The organism is Streptomyces bambusae (assembly GCF_019400985.1).
Classification (GTDB): Bacteria; Actinomycetota; Actinomycetes; order Streptomycetales; family Streptomycetaceae; genus Streptomyces; species Streptomyces bambusae_A.
The window spans coordinates 1-14146 of the sequence record NZ_WTFF01000190.1; the positions used below are offsets into that span (position 1 = coordinate 1).

General features: G+C 74.3%; 13 protein-coding genes and 1 pseudogene. 2 read left to right on the forward strand and 12 right to left on the reverse strand.

The window, feature by feature from the left end:
- The 10 genes and pseudogenes from GPJ59_RS23515 to GPJ59_RS23565 form a co-directional block, all read right to left on the reverse strand.
- Positions 1–456 (reverse strand): annotated as a pseudogene (locus tag GPJ59_RS23515) (hypothetical protein); the annotation flags it as partial.
- Between the two features lies 1 nt (position 457).
- Positions 458–1519, reverse strand: coding sequence for a lantibiotic dehydratase C-terminal domain-containing protein (locus tag GPJ59_RS23520; protein WP_219669522.1), 1062 nt, complete (start codon positions 1517–1519; stop codon positions 458–460).
- Complete coding sequence (locus GPJ59_RS23525; RefSeq protein WP_219669523.1) at positions 1513–2652, reverse strand: lantibiotic dehydratase family protein; 1140 nt, start codon at positions 2650–2652, stop codon at positions 1513–1515. Before GPJ59_RS23525 ends, GPJ59_RS23520 begins: the two co-directional genes overlap by 7 nt.
- The gene (locus tag GPJ59_RS23530) at positions 2568–4382 is read right to left on the reverse strand and encodes a hypothetical protein (RefSeq protein WP_219669524.1); all 1815 of its coding nucleotides are present in this window, start codon (positions 4380–4382) and stop codon (positions 2568–2570) included. The genes GPJ59_RS23525 and GPJ59_RS23530 overlap by 85 nt, the downstream gene beginning before the upstream one ends.
- Positions 4383–4492: 110 nt before the next feature.
- Positions 4493–4645, reverse strand: a complete 153-nt coding sequence (locus tag GPJ59_RS23535) for a thiazolylpeptide-type bacteriocin (protein WP_219669525.1) — start codon at positions 4643–4645, stop codon at positions 4493–4495.
- A 303-nt stretch (positions 4646–4948) separates the two neighbouring features.
- The gene (locus tag GPJ59_RS23545; protein ID WP_374200888.1) at positions 4949–5659 is read right to left on the reverse strand and encodes an NPP1 family protein; all 711 of its coding nucleotides are present in this window, start codon (positions 5657–5659) and stop codon (positions 4949–4951) included.
- Between the two features lie 288 nt (positions 5660–5947).
- On the reverse strand, positions 5948–6802 hold the full coding sequence (locus GPJ59_RS23550) for an arylamine N-acetyltransferase family protein (protein WP_219669528.1): 855 nt from the start codon (positions 6800–6802) through the stop codon (positions 5948–5950).
- Between the two features lie 153 nt (positions 6803–6955).
- Positions 6956–7936 carry a tetratricopeptide repeat protein gene (locus GPJ59_RS23555; protein ID WP_219669529.1) on the reverse strand — a complete coding sequence of 327 codons (981 nt, stop codon included), beginning with the start codon at positions 7934–7936 and terminating at the stop codon, positions 6956–6958.
- Complete coding sequence (locus GPJ59_RS23560) at positions 7929–8186, reverse strand: hypothetical protein (protein ID WP_219669530.1); 258 nt, start codon at positions 8184–8186, stop codon at positions 7929–7931. Before GPJ59_RS23560 ends, GPJ59_RS23555 begins: the two co-directional genes overlap by 8 nt.
- Before the next feature lie 203 nt (positions 8187–8389).
- Positions 8390–8986, reverse strand: a complete 597-nt coding sequence (locus GPJ59_RS23565; protein WP_219669531.1) for a TetR/AcrR family transcriptional regulator — start codon at positions 8984–8986, stop codon at positions 8390–8392.
- A gap of 141 nt (positions 8987–9127) precedes the next feature.
- Between GPJ59_RS23565 and GPJ59_RS23570 the strand changes: the two genes are divergently transcribed.
- Both GPJ59_RS23570 and GPJ59_RS23575 read left to right on the forward strand, forming a co-directional pair.
- Entirely contained in the window at positions 9128–9919 is a 792-nt protein-coding gene (locus tag GPJ59_RS23570) for an SDR family NAD(P)-dependent oxidoreductase (protein ID WP_219669532.1), read from the forward strand.
- Positions 9920–10067: 148 nt separating this feature from the next.
- Entirely contained in the window at positions 10068–12524 is a 2457-nt protein-coding gene (locus GPJ59_RS23575; RefSeq protein ID WP_219669533.1) for a CehA/McbA family metallohydrolase, read from the forward strand.
- Between the two features lie 64 nt (positions 12525–12588).
- Here GPJ59_RS23575 and GPJ59_RS23580 read toward each other — a convergent pair whose 3' ends face one another.
- Entirely contained in the window at positions 12589–13446 is an 858-nt protein-coding gene (locus GPJ59_RS23580) for a carbohydrate ABC transporter permease (RefSeq protein WP_219669534.1), read from the reverse strand.
- Positions 13443–14146, reverse strand: a 704-nt coding sequence (locus tag GPJ59_RS23585; protein ID WP_219669535.1) for a carbohydrate ABC transporter permease, incomplete at its 5' end; no start/stop codon positions are given. The genes GPJ59_RS23580 and GPJ59_RS23585, both read right to left, overlap by 4 nt.

Sequence of the window (14146 nt, forward strand, 5' to 3'; positions counted from 1 at the left end):
GGCCTCCTCCGTCTCCGTCCCGCCGGCCGCCCGTACGCGCACGCCCCGTGCGACGAGGGCGGCTCGGGCCGTCGCCGCCTGCGGCCACGAGGCGTCGACCGCCACCTCGGCCGCCGCGAGTGCGCGCAGCGCGGCTGCGGGGTCGTCGCTGTAGCTCTCCACGTACGCCACCGCGGCCGCGGGGAGGCCGGGCGGCGCCTCGTACGCGTCCACCAGCGCGCCCTGGGCACGCAGCTGCGCGACGACCCGTTCGATGAACGGCGCCGCCTTCGGGTTCCCGGCCGCGGCCACCAGGTCGGCCGTGGTACGCGGATCCTCCAGTGCCCGGATCCAGGCGCAGGCGGGTTCGGCCAGGGGGGCGGGCAGGCGCAGGGTGAAGGCCCCGCGCGGGGTCTGTACGAACACCCCGTCCGGGACGGCCCCGTACACGGTGCTGGGGCGGAGTTTCACGCGCATGTCAGGCGGGCCTCGCTGTGAGTCGGTCCTGCCAGGTCTCGCCGAGCCGCTCGTCGACGGCGTGGGCGAGGCAGTGGCAGTAGAGGTATCGGTTGATCGGTGTGACGCCGAGCCATTGCAGGGCTTCGTAGAGCCAGTTCACGAGGGCCCGGTACGCCTGGAAGGCGGGCGGTGTGCGCTCGCCGAAGCCGAGTTCGGCGAGCCGCCGGTGGAAGGCGCTCGGTGCCCCGCCGGTGTCCCGCCCGCCCTCGGCGGGAGGCCCGGCCTCGGCGGGAGGCCCGGCCTCGGCGGAGCCGGCCGGGGCTCCGAGCGCTTCCTCCAGGTCGCCGCGCAGCCGCGGGTCGCGCAGCTCGGCGAGCGCGGCGGCGCAGGCGGCGTACCCGGGGAGCTCCTCGGGCCGGTGCAGGGCGCTGTCGACCAGTTGCCCGGTCTGCGGCGCGTACCGTTCGGCCGCGGCGGCGAACCGGGACCGCAGGTCCTCGCCGTCGGGCCGGGAGGCGAGGAAGGCCTCGGCATGGGAGTGGAACGACAGGGACCCGAACCGCGCGCCGCCGGGGTACGCGGCCGCCAGACCCGCCATCCAGCGCAGGGCGGTGCCGGGGGCCCGGGACCGGGCGGCCGCCGGGTCGGCGGGCAGCAGTCCGGCCAGTTCCCGGGCGAGCGCGGTCAGGAACCGGTGCCGTACGGCCTGTACCGGGCCCGGTACCGCGGCGTCGGTGGAGACGAGCACGGACCCGTGCGGGTGGGGCAGCTCGTGCCGGACCGTCACGCCCTCGGCCCGGGCGAGTGCGCCCGCCCGGCGCGTGTACTCCTCGGGCGTCCATGCCGAGCCGTGCCCGGCAGCGGCGGCGAGCCGTCGGCGGGCCTGCGCGAGGACGTCGGCGGCGGGGGCCGCGTGGCCCAGGTGCAGGGCCAGGTGCGGGCCGCCGTCCCAGTGCCGGGTCGGGAAGCACACCTCCAGGGCGGGGTCGGCGGCGAGGCCGGCGATCAGGGGCAGCGCCCCTTCGGTGAGCAGCGGCAGCGTGTCGGGACGGTAGTCGTGGACGCGCAGGGTCGTCAGCACGCGGAGCCCTCCTCCTGGCCGGCGGGGGTACGGGGAGCGGCGCCGACGTCGGCACCAGAGGCCGGCCCGAAGGCGGTACCGAAGGCGACGCCTGGCGGGGAGGCGCCGTTCGACGTGGATGCCGCGTCGAGGCGGCAGGCCGTGCCCGCCTCGGGCAGGTCGAACTCGAAGACCGCCTCGCGCACGTGGTGGCCCGCCACCGGGCCGGGCAGGCATTCCTCCAGGTACGGATGGGTGAAGTCGGCGGCGTCCTTGGCGAAGGAGGCCAGGTCCAGCACACCGGCCGTGTCCACGTAGCGGGGCTTGGGCTGGGACACGGGGCGGGAGGTGACGTCGGGCACGAGCGCCTCGCCGCGCTCCCACTCGGGCAGCTGCTTGACGAAGAACCGTGCGGGTACGCCGTGTTCGGCCCGCAGCCGGACCAGCCGGTGCAGGTCGTCGGCCGATCCCCGGTGGGCGCCGGTCAGGACGCCGGCGTCCGGGAGGTACCAGCGGCGGCGCTGGAGCACCAGGTTGCCGAGGCGGAGCCGGGGCACGGCGACGACCCCGTCGGCACCGGGGCGGGCGCGTTCGCGGAAGACGTGGTCGTAGGCGCAGGCGATCACGCCGCCGCCCTGGAGCCACAGGGCGATCCGGCTGGGTGCGGGCAGCAGGTCCCAGCGGGTGGAGCCGACCGTGACCGGGCGCAGGCCGCGCGGGGTCCGCAGGCGCAGTCGGCCGGTCGGACCGCCGTCGACGAGGACGGCTCCCGCCCAGTCGCGCGCGGTCATCTCCTGGTCGAGGAGCGGGGGGTGGCAGCCGGTGTTGAAACCGTGTGCGGCCCGGTCCTCGGCGACGTCGGGGCCCAGGACGCGGCGCAGACGGGCGCGCAGGCGGGCGGTGGCGTCGCCGCCGACGGCGGCATCGGCCTCCAGGAACCGGGCCTCGGTGGCGCCGTAGCCCCCGAACCAGCCGTTGGCCGCCCACCGGCCGTCCGCGTACTGGGCCATCAGGGCGTACGAGGCGCCGTCCGGGTGCAGCAGGCCGGGCAGGGCGGCGGCCCAGGTCCTCAGGTGCTCGTCGTCGATGACGGCATCGACGCCGTCGCCTGCCGCGGCGGCCGCCTCGAACAGGTCGGCCAGGTCGGCCAGCACGCGCCGGCGGAAGGTCCACAGGGCCACCATCGCCGACCGGCTGTCCGCGTCGAGCGGAACGTCGGCGAACGGTGTGTCCGCGGGCGGTACGTCGGCCAGCGGCGTATCGGCGAGCGGTACGTCCGCCGGCGGCGTATCGGCGAGCGGTACGTCGGCCAGCGGCGTGTCGGCGTCCCCGGCAGCCGCGGACGTGGCGAACCGGGCGGCGTCCGCGGCGAGGTTCTCGGCCTCCGCCACCAGCCGGACGGCCCGCCGCGGGCCCGGACCGCGGCCTGGAGCCCGATGCGCAGGTCGGCCTTGAGATCGAAGGCCCCGAGCACGGGCAGCAGGGCCGCCGCCGCGGTGGCCGGGGACGCATCCGGGCCGGGGACGGGCGGCAGGGTGGCGACGGCGTCCTCGTACAGCTGCGGCGCCAGCGCGCCGGCGTGCGGCAGTCGGGCCGCCGCCGCGCGGAACCGGGCGTGCAGGTCCGGCCGGGTGGCCGGGGTGTCGGTGGCGAGGAGTTCGGTCGTCCTGGCCAGTTCCGCCACGACGGCGCGCAGGCCGCCGTACCCGGAGTCCTCCCCGGCGTCGGCCGCTGCATCGATTCCGGCCTCGGGCAAGGCGTCATGACATGCCGTCAGGAAGTGCGGGTCCTGGTCGTCCACGGGCAGGGCGGGGCCGAGCAGCCCGGCCCGGAGCGCCGCGCGCATGACCTGCTCGGCACGTGCGGCCGGGCAGTCGAGGGCCTCGGCGAGCCGCCCGGCCACCTCCTCCCACGCGTGTACGCCGAAACGGGCGACGGCGGTGAGTTCGGTCAGCTCCCGGCCTCGACGCAGTGTGACCTTGCGGGGGCGGGGGTGGGCCGGGGTGATGGCCATGAACGCCAGCTCGCCCGGCCCGGCCGGCAGCAGCGGGGCCAACCGCACGGGGCAGCCGGGCCGCGGCTCGGGCTCCAGGGCGGACAGCAGTGCGCCGCGCTGGACCTCCACCGTGCGCAGCACGACGGTGGGCGGCGCGGTCGCCCAGCGGGCGGCGGCCGCTCCCCCTTCGGAATCCAGGGGGGCTTCGGCAACCGGGCCGGCTTCGGCGACCAGCCCCGCCCCGAACGCCGGTCCGGCTTCCGCGGTCGAGAGGGCGACGGCCGTGAACCGGGAGCGCGGGCTGGTCCGGGTCATGGCCCGCAGCGCGTACGCGGTGATGCGCGGTTCGGACTTGCGGTCGGCCCGCGCGGCGTCGCCGCCGGAGTCGGCGTAACGCCGGACGGCGGCGCCCAGGTGCGGGCTGATCAGCTCGACGGAGGAGGCGAAGTCCTCCTCGGCGCACAGCCGGCTCAGGGCCTGCCGCTCGTGGGCGGCCACGGCGCCCCGGTCGTTAGCGACCTGCTCCAGCAGCGTGCGGTAGGCATCGGCAGCGGCCTGCCAGTGCGCGACGGCCGGGAGGTTCACGACAGCCGGGAGGTTCGAGGCGGCCGGGGGGTTCGCGGCGCCGTCGCCGGGCGCCGCCGCGGGGAGCGGGGTGAGGGGCTTGTCGCGGATGCGGCGGCGCGTGCGCAGGTACGCGGCCGGGGCGCCGGCCCGCCCGGCGGACTCGGCGAGCGCACGGTCGGCGAGGCGTGCCGCCGCCAGGGCGTGCTCCGCGGTCTCGGCGAGGCGATCCCACGCGGCGGCGGTCCGCGGCCGTACGAGCGGGGTGTACGGCAGGGGGTTGACCCGTGTGGCGGCCGTGTCGGCCACGACGAAGCGCCGCATGGCAGGCGGTGCCCTTCTGGCTTGTCCGGCCTGCCGGAAGTGGGGCCCGGCCGGGGGTGGTTCCGTGTCGGCTGGCACGCCGGGGGCCGTGACCGGCCCCCGGCGGTGGATCAGCTGCTGCTGCTGCAGCAGGAGCAGCTGGCCCGGCAGCACGAGGCTCCCTTGGAGGCCCCCATCACCGGCAGGCCGGTGGTGTCGGGCACATCCTCGACGGCGATCTCTTCGAGGGAGAACTCCTCGAAGTCGATGTCCAGAGCGTCCATGACGCCTCCTCGGATTCGTAGGTCCACGGCCGGGTGCGCCAAGGGTGCTCGACGGGCCGGCCGGTGACCGGTTCTTGTGGATCAGTCACCGACGCTACGATCCGATGATCTTCACAACCAAGAGGCGTATCGGACATTCCACTTCTGTCCGGCAAAGCCTGAGTTCCCCGGATTTCCGGGCCGTTACCGCCTCCGTCCACGCGATCCGCGACGCCTGGGGTGGCTGAACTTCACCGGTAAATGCCGGAATGATGCATGCCATTTCGGTCACCGCAGGGCACACGGCCCTGCCCGGCAGGCGCCCTACTGGTACGGGTCGAAGGGGATGCCGGCCGGCTTCGCCTCCGCAAGGTGAGGGGCGAACGAGCCGTCCTTCAGGCCGAAGTGCGCGCTGCCGAAGTCGGCCTGGCTGAGCTTGTCGCGCAGGGTCGCGGGATAGCCCGACCAGCCGACGAGGGCCGGGAACTGCCAGGCGCGCTTGTGGTTCTCCGGCGGCTCGTCGTTGGTGTTCGCGGCGCGGAAGCAGTGCGTACTGACGCCGTCCTTGTGGTAGACGATCTTGGGGTGAGTGCCGTCCCAGCGGATCTGGTCACGGGTGTGGATGTTGAAGTCGCCGTGGGCGGAGGTCGCGACGTACTTCGCCTCGTTGTTCTGGATCCACACCACCACGTGCTCCCAGTCGTGGCGGTGGCCACCGAGGCTGATGTAGGGGATGGCCTGGTCCTTCTCGAAGTACAGCGCGTACATCACGGCGCACCAGCCGTTGTTGCACTTCGCCCGGGAGTACCCGTTGGTGTTGTCGAGGTCCGAGGCGTCCCGGCAGCTGCCGTTGAGGGCCCCGGTGGGACTGAGGCCGCTGTTCAGGACGCCGTTCGAGCCGATCGCGGGTGTCGGGTAGCAGCCGTCGGTGTCGTAGTCGTACGCGGGCTGGAAGGTCCGCTCCACCAGGTCGGCGTTGGCCGGCAGGGCAGGGGGCGGAGCAGCGAAGGCCGTCTGGGCAACGCCGACGACCAGCGTGAGGGTGGCACCGACGACGACGAGCGATCTGGAGATGTGACGATTCGTCCGCAAAGCAGTCTCCCGGCCGATGGGGTTGGGGGTGGCGCACGCGACCGGCCGGTGCCGGGCGGCGCGCCCGGAGCATCATTGGCGAAGCGGGCGTGCGCGGCAAGGGCCGGGATGGTGAACATCGGCCGGGACGGGACGAGTTGGGCCAGCCGCGCACGCCGCACGGGCCGGCACCCGCTTCGAGGCGGGTGCCGGCCCGTGCGGCGTGCGGCGTGCGGCGAACCGATCAGTGCCTCAGGCCGCCGGCTGCAGGGTGTCGGCGAGCCGGGCCACCGTCTCCTCGTCGACGACGATGCCGAACTCCTCGCGCAGCACCTTCCCCAGCTCGCCCGGAGCGACCGTCCGCTCGGTGCGGGTGCCGTCGGGGAGCGTCGTGGTCCAGACGGCCGCGTCCAGCATCTGGTGACGGCCGGCGTCGAACCGCTGGGCCAGCAGCCGCCGGGTGAACGGCGAACGCGGATGGGTGCCGACGTAGTGGCTGCCGCCGACGAAGTCGATCGGGTACTGCGGGGTCAGTGTGAAGCTGTGCCGGTCCACCCACCCGTCCGGCCCGTCCTGGTGCAGCCACCACTGGTCGACGCCGAACTCGCCCGGGCGCCGCTCCAGCCGGTGCCGCCAGCCCCCGGCCTCCGACCGGGCGCCGTCGGCCAGTTCCAGCGGCTCCAGCGGGCCGGCACCGAACCCCACGTCGCACAGCCACCGCCGGTCGTCTCCGGGCACTTCGGCCAGCAGCAGCGCGTGGGTGGCGGGGGTGATCCTCTGCGAACCCAGCGTCACCCGCCCCGCCAGTGCCGTGAAGCCGAAGCCCAGCCGCTCCAGGGCGGCGGCGAACAGCGCCGCGTGCTCGTAGCAGTACCCGCCCCGGCCCCCGCGCACCAGCTTGTCCTGCACCGCCGGCACGTCCAGCGGGATCGGCACCCCCAACACGGCGTCGATGTTCTCGAAGCGCAGCGCGGTGACATGCGCCCGCACCAACTCCCGCAGGGTCCCGAGCGTCGGCGTCCGCTCCCCGTCGAACCCGATCCGCTCCAGATACGCCTCCAGGTCGAGCAGTTCACCCTGCCAGCCCGTGGCCCGTCCGCCTGTCATCCCCGTTACCCGTCCCGTCCGGTTCCGGTCGCGCGTACCGCCCCGTACGGCACCCGTCGATCCGATCTTCCTCAGGCCCGACCGTAGACGAGGAGCGGCGCCTTCCGCGTCGGTCCGCGGAACGAGCCGGCCTAGGCCTTCGGTCCTGGTCCGTCACGGCGTGGGGGTCAGGGCGGCGAGGCGGGTGCGGCAGGCGGCGAGCAGCGGATGGTCGGCGGACACGCTCCCCTCCACGGCGGCCAGGGCGCGGCGGACGAGTCCGAGGGCCTCCGCCCGCCTGCCACGGTCCTCCTGGACCAGGGCCAGGTTGTGCAGCGTCACGGCCAGCTCCGGATGGTCCGGGCCGAGCGCCTCCTCCTTGACGGTGAGGGCCCGGCGGAAGAGCTGTCCGGCCTCGGCGAGTGCGCCGCGCCGGTAGGCGAGGCAGGCCAGGTTGTGGCAGGTGACGGCGGTCTCGTGGTGCTCGGGGCCGTGGACGCGGACGAACACCTCCAAGGCCTGCCGCAGCAGCCTCTCCGCCTCCTCGCGCCTGCCCAGCGCGTCCAGGATCGCCGCGAGGGCGGCACGGTCGGCGGCCACCGCCGGGTGGTCCGGGCCCAGGGCCCGCTCGCGCAGCCTCACCGAGCGGCGGGCCAGGGGTTCGGCGGCGGCGAAGTCCCCGCGGGCGTGCGCCAGGCCGGCGAGGTTGTGCCAGACGGTGGCCAGCTCCGGATGGCCGGGGCCCGCGGTCCGCACCAGCACCGTCCGTACCCGCTCGTAGAGCCGCTCGGCCTCGGCGAACTCGCCGGTGTACTTGCAGGTGACGGCGAGTTCGTTCAGCAGGTACGCGTGCTCCTCCCGCAGGCCGCCCGGCCGCGGCACGCCTTCGGCCTCGGCCAGCGCCCTGCGCAACAGGCTCTGCGCGCGCCGGTAGTGGCCCTGCATGCGGTACACGGCTGCCAGCCCGCTCTGTGCCCGGGCCAGCAGCCGGTCCCGCTCGCCGGAGTGCGGATGCCGACGGCCGGCCACGGTGGCTGCCTGCCGGAAAGCGCGTTCCGCCCGCGCCAGGTCGCCCAGCGACCGGTGCCGATCGCCTTCGGCGAGCAGGACCGTGACCAGCGCCTCGGTGTCCGTACGACCGGTGCACTCAGTCACGGGTCAGGACGGTCTCGTTGTGGTTGTAGCTCAGCCCGCCGAGCGGACCCGGCTTGGCAAGGGCGCTGAGCAGGGACGGGTGGTCGCCGGGGGCCTGCGCCTCGGCGGAGGAACCCAGCGCCACCGCCGCGCCGGAGGTCAGCGCCAGAGCGGCCATCGCCACGGCGAGCCGGCGCCCGGCATCGGCTGCGGAGTTCTTGCCGGGCTTCCTGTCGGGCTTCCTGTCGGGCTTCCTGTCGGAGGTGGACATCACTGTGCTCCGTTCCTTCGGTCACTTCTGCGATGTCCTTCAGGGAACGGCGGGAAAGCGCGCGGATCCAGTCACGCGATCACGTGACTTGACAGAACTGAACGGGCTCAGCGATGTCCGGTGCGGTACCGCGCCCCGTCAGGGAACTGCGCGACCAGCCCCCACCGGCCCGCGGTTTCGTCACCGCACTTCCAGCGGAGCGCTCAGTCGCCTTCCGGGCACGCCGTGGGAGTGAGCTGGGTGAGGATCAGGAGGGCGTCCGCGAGGTCCTCGGCGGGGGCGCCGGTGGCCAGGCGGCGCAGTTGCTGGCCGAAGACCAGGGCGACGGCGGCGCCGGCCAGGCGTTCGGCGTCCGCCACACCGAGGCGGGTCAGGATGCGCGCGGCCAGGAGGTCGTACGCGGCGAAGCAGTCGGACGCGGCGGCGCGCAGCCGTTCGTCGCGGCCGGCCTGGACGTAGAGCTCGAACGGGGCGATGTGGCGGCTGTCGAAGGCGTTGCCGCCCGCGACCTGGGCCACCACCTCGGCCGCCTGCCCGATGTCGAAGCTCTCGTCGGAGCACTCGTCGGCGAGTGCCGTGAAGTGCCGGGTCTCCTCCGCCACGAAGTGCATCAGGCTCTCGCGCAGGAGCTCGTGCTGGGTGGCGAAGTGGTAGGTGACGGAACCGAGCGAGACCGCGGCCTCCTTGGCGATGCGCCGGTTGGTCACGGCGGCTATCCCGTCCTGCCCGATGATCCGCAGTACGGCGTCGACGATCTTCTGGCGGGTGTCGGAACCGCGGGTGTCGGAATCATGGGGCATGGCGGCATTCTGCCCCATCACCCGAGTGAGCCTGCCGGGCGCCCGGCAGGGGAGTCGGGCGGTGCCGGGGTGTGGACACGGACGCGACCCATCCCTACTGTTCGTTCGAACGAACAGTAGGGACGGGGAACGGGAGTCGTCGTGCACATTTCCGGATCGAACGTTCTGCTCACCGGTGCCACGGGAGGCATCGGGACGGCCTTGGCCGCGAGCCTGGCCGCCCACGGGGCCCGCCTGACGATCACCGGGCGGCGGGAAGGGGCGCTCAAGGCCACCGCGGACGCCTGCGGAGCGCGTGCCGTGGTCGCCGACCTCGCCGTCCGCGGCGACGTCGAGCGCCTCGCCGAGACCTGCGCGGAGACCGACGTCCTGGTCGCGAACGCGGCCCTGCCGGCCAGCGGCGACCTGCTCGACTACACCGAGGAGCAGCTCGACCGCGCCCTCGACGTCAACCTGCGGGCCCCCGTCGTGCTGTCCCGCCTGCTCGCCGCGGAGATGGTGGCCCGGGGCCGCGGCCACATCGTGCTGGTCGGCTCCATCTCCGGCAAGGCGGCGACCAAGTCCTCGTCGCTGTACAACGCGACGAAGTTCGGGCTGCGCGGATTCGCCCTCGCGCTGCGCCAGGACCTGCGCGGCACCGGCGTGGGGGTGTCCCTGGTCCAGCCCGGATTCGTGCGCGACGCCGGCATGTTCGCGGCCACCGGCGCCACCACGCCGAACCGCATCAGGACGGTCACCCCCGGGCAGGTCGCCGAAGGCGTCGTACGGGCCGTCCGGCGCGACCTGACCGAGGTCAACGTGGCGCCGCTGGAGCTGCGGCTGCTGAGCGCGGTCGCCGGGCAGTTCCCCCGCTTCGCGGAGCGGGTCCAGGCCCGGGGCGGCTTCGACGGGACCCTCCGGCAGATCGTCGAGGCCCAGCGGTCCCGGCGTTAGGCAACACGAGCGCCGGTACCAGCACCAGGCTCCTGACCCCGTCCCGCACAGCACCGCACCGCGCCACACCGCACCTGCACGCCTTCCACCACACGCCACGTGAACGGAGAGCCCTGCTGTGCCGAGTGACCGATTCCCCCCGAAGCCCGTGCCCGAGGATCCCGGCGGCCTGCGACGCGGCGACCCCGGCGCCCGCGTAGGGCGCCGGGCCCTGCTCCGGTCAGGTGCCCTGCTGGCCGCGGGCGGCGTCGCCGCGCTCGTGCCCGCGCCGGTCGCGCGAGCCGCGACGAGCGGTCAGGGGACCCGCGAGGTGACCACCACCTATCACGGCCGCTCGCCGTACGGGATCGACCAGTGGGCGTCCGTCGCCTTCGACGTCCCCGCGGGAGTGCAGCGGATCTCTGTCGCGTCGTCCTTCGACGCGGCCGCGGGCATCCTGGACACCGGCATCTTCGGGCCGTCGGGATTCCGCGGCTGGTCGGGCAGCGCCCGGTCCGAGTTCACCCTCTCCGGTGCGGACGCCACCCCGGGGTACGTACCGGGGCCCATCGAGCCGGGCGCGTGGTCCGTCGCGCTCGGCCCGATGGTCAGCGCCCTCGGCGGCATGGCCTGGTCGGTCAGCGTCACCCTCCACCACGGCGATCCGCTCACGCGGGCGCCGTACGACATCCTGCCGACGGCGCTGCCGGGTCGCGGGCCCGGGTGGTACCGGGGCGACCTGCACCTGCACAGCGTGCACTCCGACGGGCAGCGCACGGTGGACGAGATCGTCGCGGCCGCCCGCCAGGAGGGGCTGCACTTCATCGCCACCTCGGACCACAACACCAGCTCGACGGGCGTGTCGTGGCGCGGCGACGTCCCGGCCGACCTGCTGGTCATCAACGCCGAGGAGGTCACCACCCGGCACGGCCACTGGCTGGCCGTCGGACTCCCGCAGGGCGAGTGGGTGGACTGGCACTACGGCCCCCGGGACGGCGGGGTGTTCGACAGCCACACCCGGCGGGTCCACAGCCTGGGCGGGCTCGCGATCGCGGCGCATCCGTTGACCCCGGCGGCGGGTTCGTTCTGGGAGTTCGGCCTCGACCGGGTCGATGCGCTGGAGGTGTGGAACGGGCCGTGGACGCTGGACGACGCGGCCAACATCGCCGCCTGGCACGCCATGCTCTGTGTCGGCAAGCGCATCGCCGCCGTGGGCAACAGCGACGCCCACAGTCCTTCCGACGCCGTCGGCCGGCCGCACAACGTGGTGTACGCGAGCAGCCTGTCCACCCCGGCCGTCCTCGACGCCCTGCGCATGGGCCGCTCGTACGCCGTCGAGTCCTCCGCCGTCACCCTGGACTTCACCGCCCGCGGCGGCGGGGCGGTCGCCGGGCCCGGCCAGGAGCTCCCGCTGGGGTTCTTCGACGGCGTCGACGTCACCCTGGACGTCCGGGGCGCCCCGGACAGCGTCGCCACGCTCCACACCGAGTGGGGCATCATGGCCGCCACGTGGATCGACGGCAGCGGCCGGGGGCAGCTGCGCTGGCGCGGCTGGGGCAAGGCGTCCCTGTTCGCCCGCGCCGAGGTACGGCGGCTGAAGCCGGCCTCCACCACGCTGGACCAGCTGGTCGCGATCACCAACCCGGTCTGGTTCTACTCCGCGCACCTGCCTCCGTACGACGTCGAGCAGCGCACCCTGTTCCACACCGAGCGCCGGCCCGACGGGTCGTGGAGCAGCATGCGGCCGCTGCCCGGGGCCGGCGGCGCGGCCTCGTTCGCGGGGATCCGGACGGCCGCGGCCGGCATGGCGGACGGCTCGGTCGTGGTGCTCGGCATCGCGCCGGACAACAGCCTGTGGCTGACGTCCGTACGGGGCACGGCCGTGCTCCAGCCGTGGCAGCGCGTCGCGGGGCCGGACGGCACGGCGGCGTTCACCGTCCGCGAGGCGGACATCGCCGGGTTCCCCGACGGCACCTGCCAGATCGTGGCGACCGCGGCGGACGGAACCACGTACCACCAGCAGCGCCGGGCCGACGGCGGGCTGCCCGGCTTCCGGCCGGCGCCCGGCTCCACGGCGGCGGGCCGCTGGGGCGCGACGAAGGTGTCGATCGCCGCAATGCCCGACGGGTCCGCCCAGCTGATCGGCTACGGCACCGACGGCGCCATGTACCACTGCGTCCGCGGGCGCGACGGATCGTGGACGCCCTGGGGACGCCTGGCCGGCTACGGCGGGGCCCCGGCCTTCTCCGGCCCCGCCCTGGCGATCACCGGCATGCCGGACGGCTCGTCCCAGGTCCTCGCCATCGGGCTCGACGGCATGGTCTACCACCAGCTGCGCCGGCCCGACGGCTCCTGGACCGGCTTCCGGCCTCCGAGGGGGGTCACCACCGCCACCATGGGGGCGAGCTCCGTCGGTATCGCGGGGACACCCGACGGCGCCGCCCACGTCGTGGCGGTCGGGCTCGACGGGCGGGTCTGGCACAACATCAGGAGGCCGGACGGATCCTGGACCCCCTTCACGCGGATACCCGGTCCGAACGGAAGGGACCCCTTCCCCGCCGGTCAGGTCCGCATCACCGCCCTGCGCGACGGCAGCACGCACGTGTCGGCCGTCAGCGCCGGGTAGCGGGGCGCGGTACGCCGACCAGCGGGGCCCGTACGCCGGGTGGCGGGGCGCGGTGCGCCGGGTGTCACTTCACCGAGCCCGCCATCACGCCTTGCACGAAGTGCCGTTGGAAGGCGAAGAAGACGATCAGCGGGACCACCAGGGACAGGAACGCACCCGGTGCGAGGACGCCGATGTTGCTGCCGAACTGCCGGATCTGGGACTGCAGGGCGACCGTGAGGGGCTGGGACCCGCTGTCCGCGAAGAGCAGTGCCACGAGCATGTCGTTCCAGACCCAGAGGAACTGGAAGATGGCCAGGCTCGCGATGGCCGGGCGGCCGAGCGGCAGCACGAGCCGGAAGAAGATCCGCCACTCGCTGCCTCCGTCCATCCTGGCCGCTTCCAGCATTTCGCGCGGTATCTCGGCGAAGTAGTTGCGCAGCAGGAAGACGGCGAACGGCAGCCCGTAGGCGACGTGGAAGAGGACGACGCCCGCGATCGTGCCGAACAGTCCCACCGCGCCGAAGAGTTTGGCCACCGGCAGCAGCCCGATCTGCACGGGCACGACCAGCAGTCCCACGACCACCAGGAAGACGGCGTCGCGTCCGGGGAAGTCCAGCCAGGCGAAGGCGTATCCGGCGAGTGCCGCGATGCCGACGACCAGGACGGTGGTGGGGACCGAGATCAGGACGGTGTTCCCGAAGGCCGCCGCGATGCCGGAGTCCTTCAGCAGTGCGCCGTAGTTGTCCAGGGACAGCTGGGAGGGGTCGGTGAGCGCGGTCCACCAGCCGTCGGAGGCGTTGTCCTGCTCGGAGCGCATCGAGGACAGGAGCAGGCCCGCCAGCGGGGTGATCCATACGAGGGCCACCAGGATCAGCAGGCCCTGGACGACCGAGCTCCTCAGCAGGCGCTGCACGCGCGTGGCGGCGTGGTGGCTGCTCATGTTCCGCTCCTTCGGAAGCGCCGGATGTTGAAGACCATCGCCGGGACCACCAGCAGCAGGAGCAGCACGCTGAGCGCGCTGCCGAGCCCCTGGTCGTTGCCGCCGCCGAAGGAGACCAGCCACATCCGGGTGGCCAGGACGTTCGCCTCCTCCTGGACCGGTCCGGGGGCGATGATGTAGACGAGGTCGAAGACCTTCATCACGTTGATCACCAACGTCACGAAGACGACGGTGAGCACCGGTGCGAGCAGCGGTACGGTGATCTTGCGGAAGATCTGGCCCTCGGTGGCGCCGTCCATCCGCGCGGCCTCCAGCGCGTCGCGCGGGATCGCCGCGAGCCCGGCGCCGATCAGGACCATCGCGAAGCCGGTCCACACCCACAGGTAGGCGCCGATGATCGCCGGCGTCACCAGGGCGGGGCCCAGCCAGTTCACGCCCTGGTAGGGGGCCGCGAAGTTGGCCGCGGGCAGGCGGACGGTGTACTCGCCGTCGGGCAGGCCGGTGAGGCGGAAGGAGCCGTCGGCTGCGGTGGTGGCGGTGGCCGCCACCCGGCCGTCCCGTACGGCCTCGACCGCGATGCCGGGCAGGCCCTTCTCGCCCGGGTCGACCGCGCCCGGAGTGCCGGCGCCGCCGGGGGCGAAGTCGAGGTAGACGGCGCCGCCGATGCCGGCCGCGCCGGGCCCGGCGGGCGGGGCCGCGG

Coding starts and splice junctions, on each gene's coding strand:
- GPJ59_RS23550 (WP_219669528.1), bottom strand. CDS start 6,802: ATGACAGGCGGACGGGCCACGGGCTGGCAGGGTGAACTGCTCGACCTG.
- GPJ59_RS23560 (WP_219669530.1), bottom strand. CDS start 8,186: ATGTCCACCTCCGACAGGAAGCCCGACAGGAAGCCCGACAGGAAGCCC.
- GPJ59_RS23535 (WP_219669525.1), bottom strand. CDS start 4,645: ATGGACGCTCTGGACATCGACTTCGAGGAGTTCTCCCTCGAAGAGATC.
- GPJ59_RS23530 (WP_219669524.1), bottom strand. CDS start 4,382: ATGCGGCGCTTCGTCGTGGCCGACACGGCCGCCACACGGGTCAACCCC.
- GPJ59_RS23580 (WP_219669534.1), bottom strand. CDS start 13,446: ATGAGCAGCCACCACGCCGCCACGCGCGTGCAGCGCCTGCTGAGGAGC.
- GPJ59_RS23565 (WP_219669531.1), bottom strand. CDS start 8,986: ATGCCCCATGATTCCGACACCCGCGGTTCCGACACCCGCCAGAAGATC.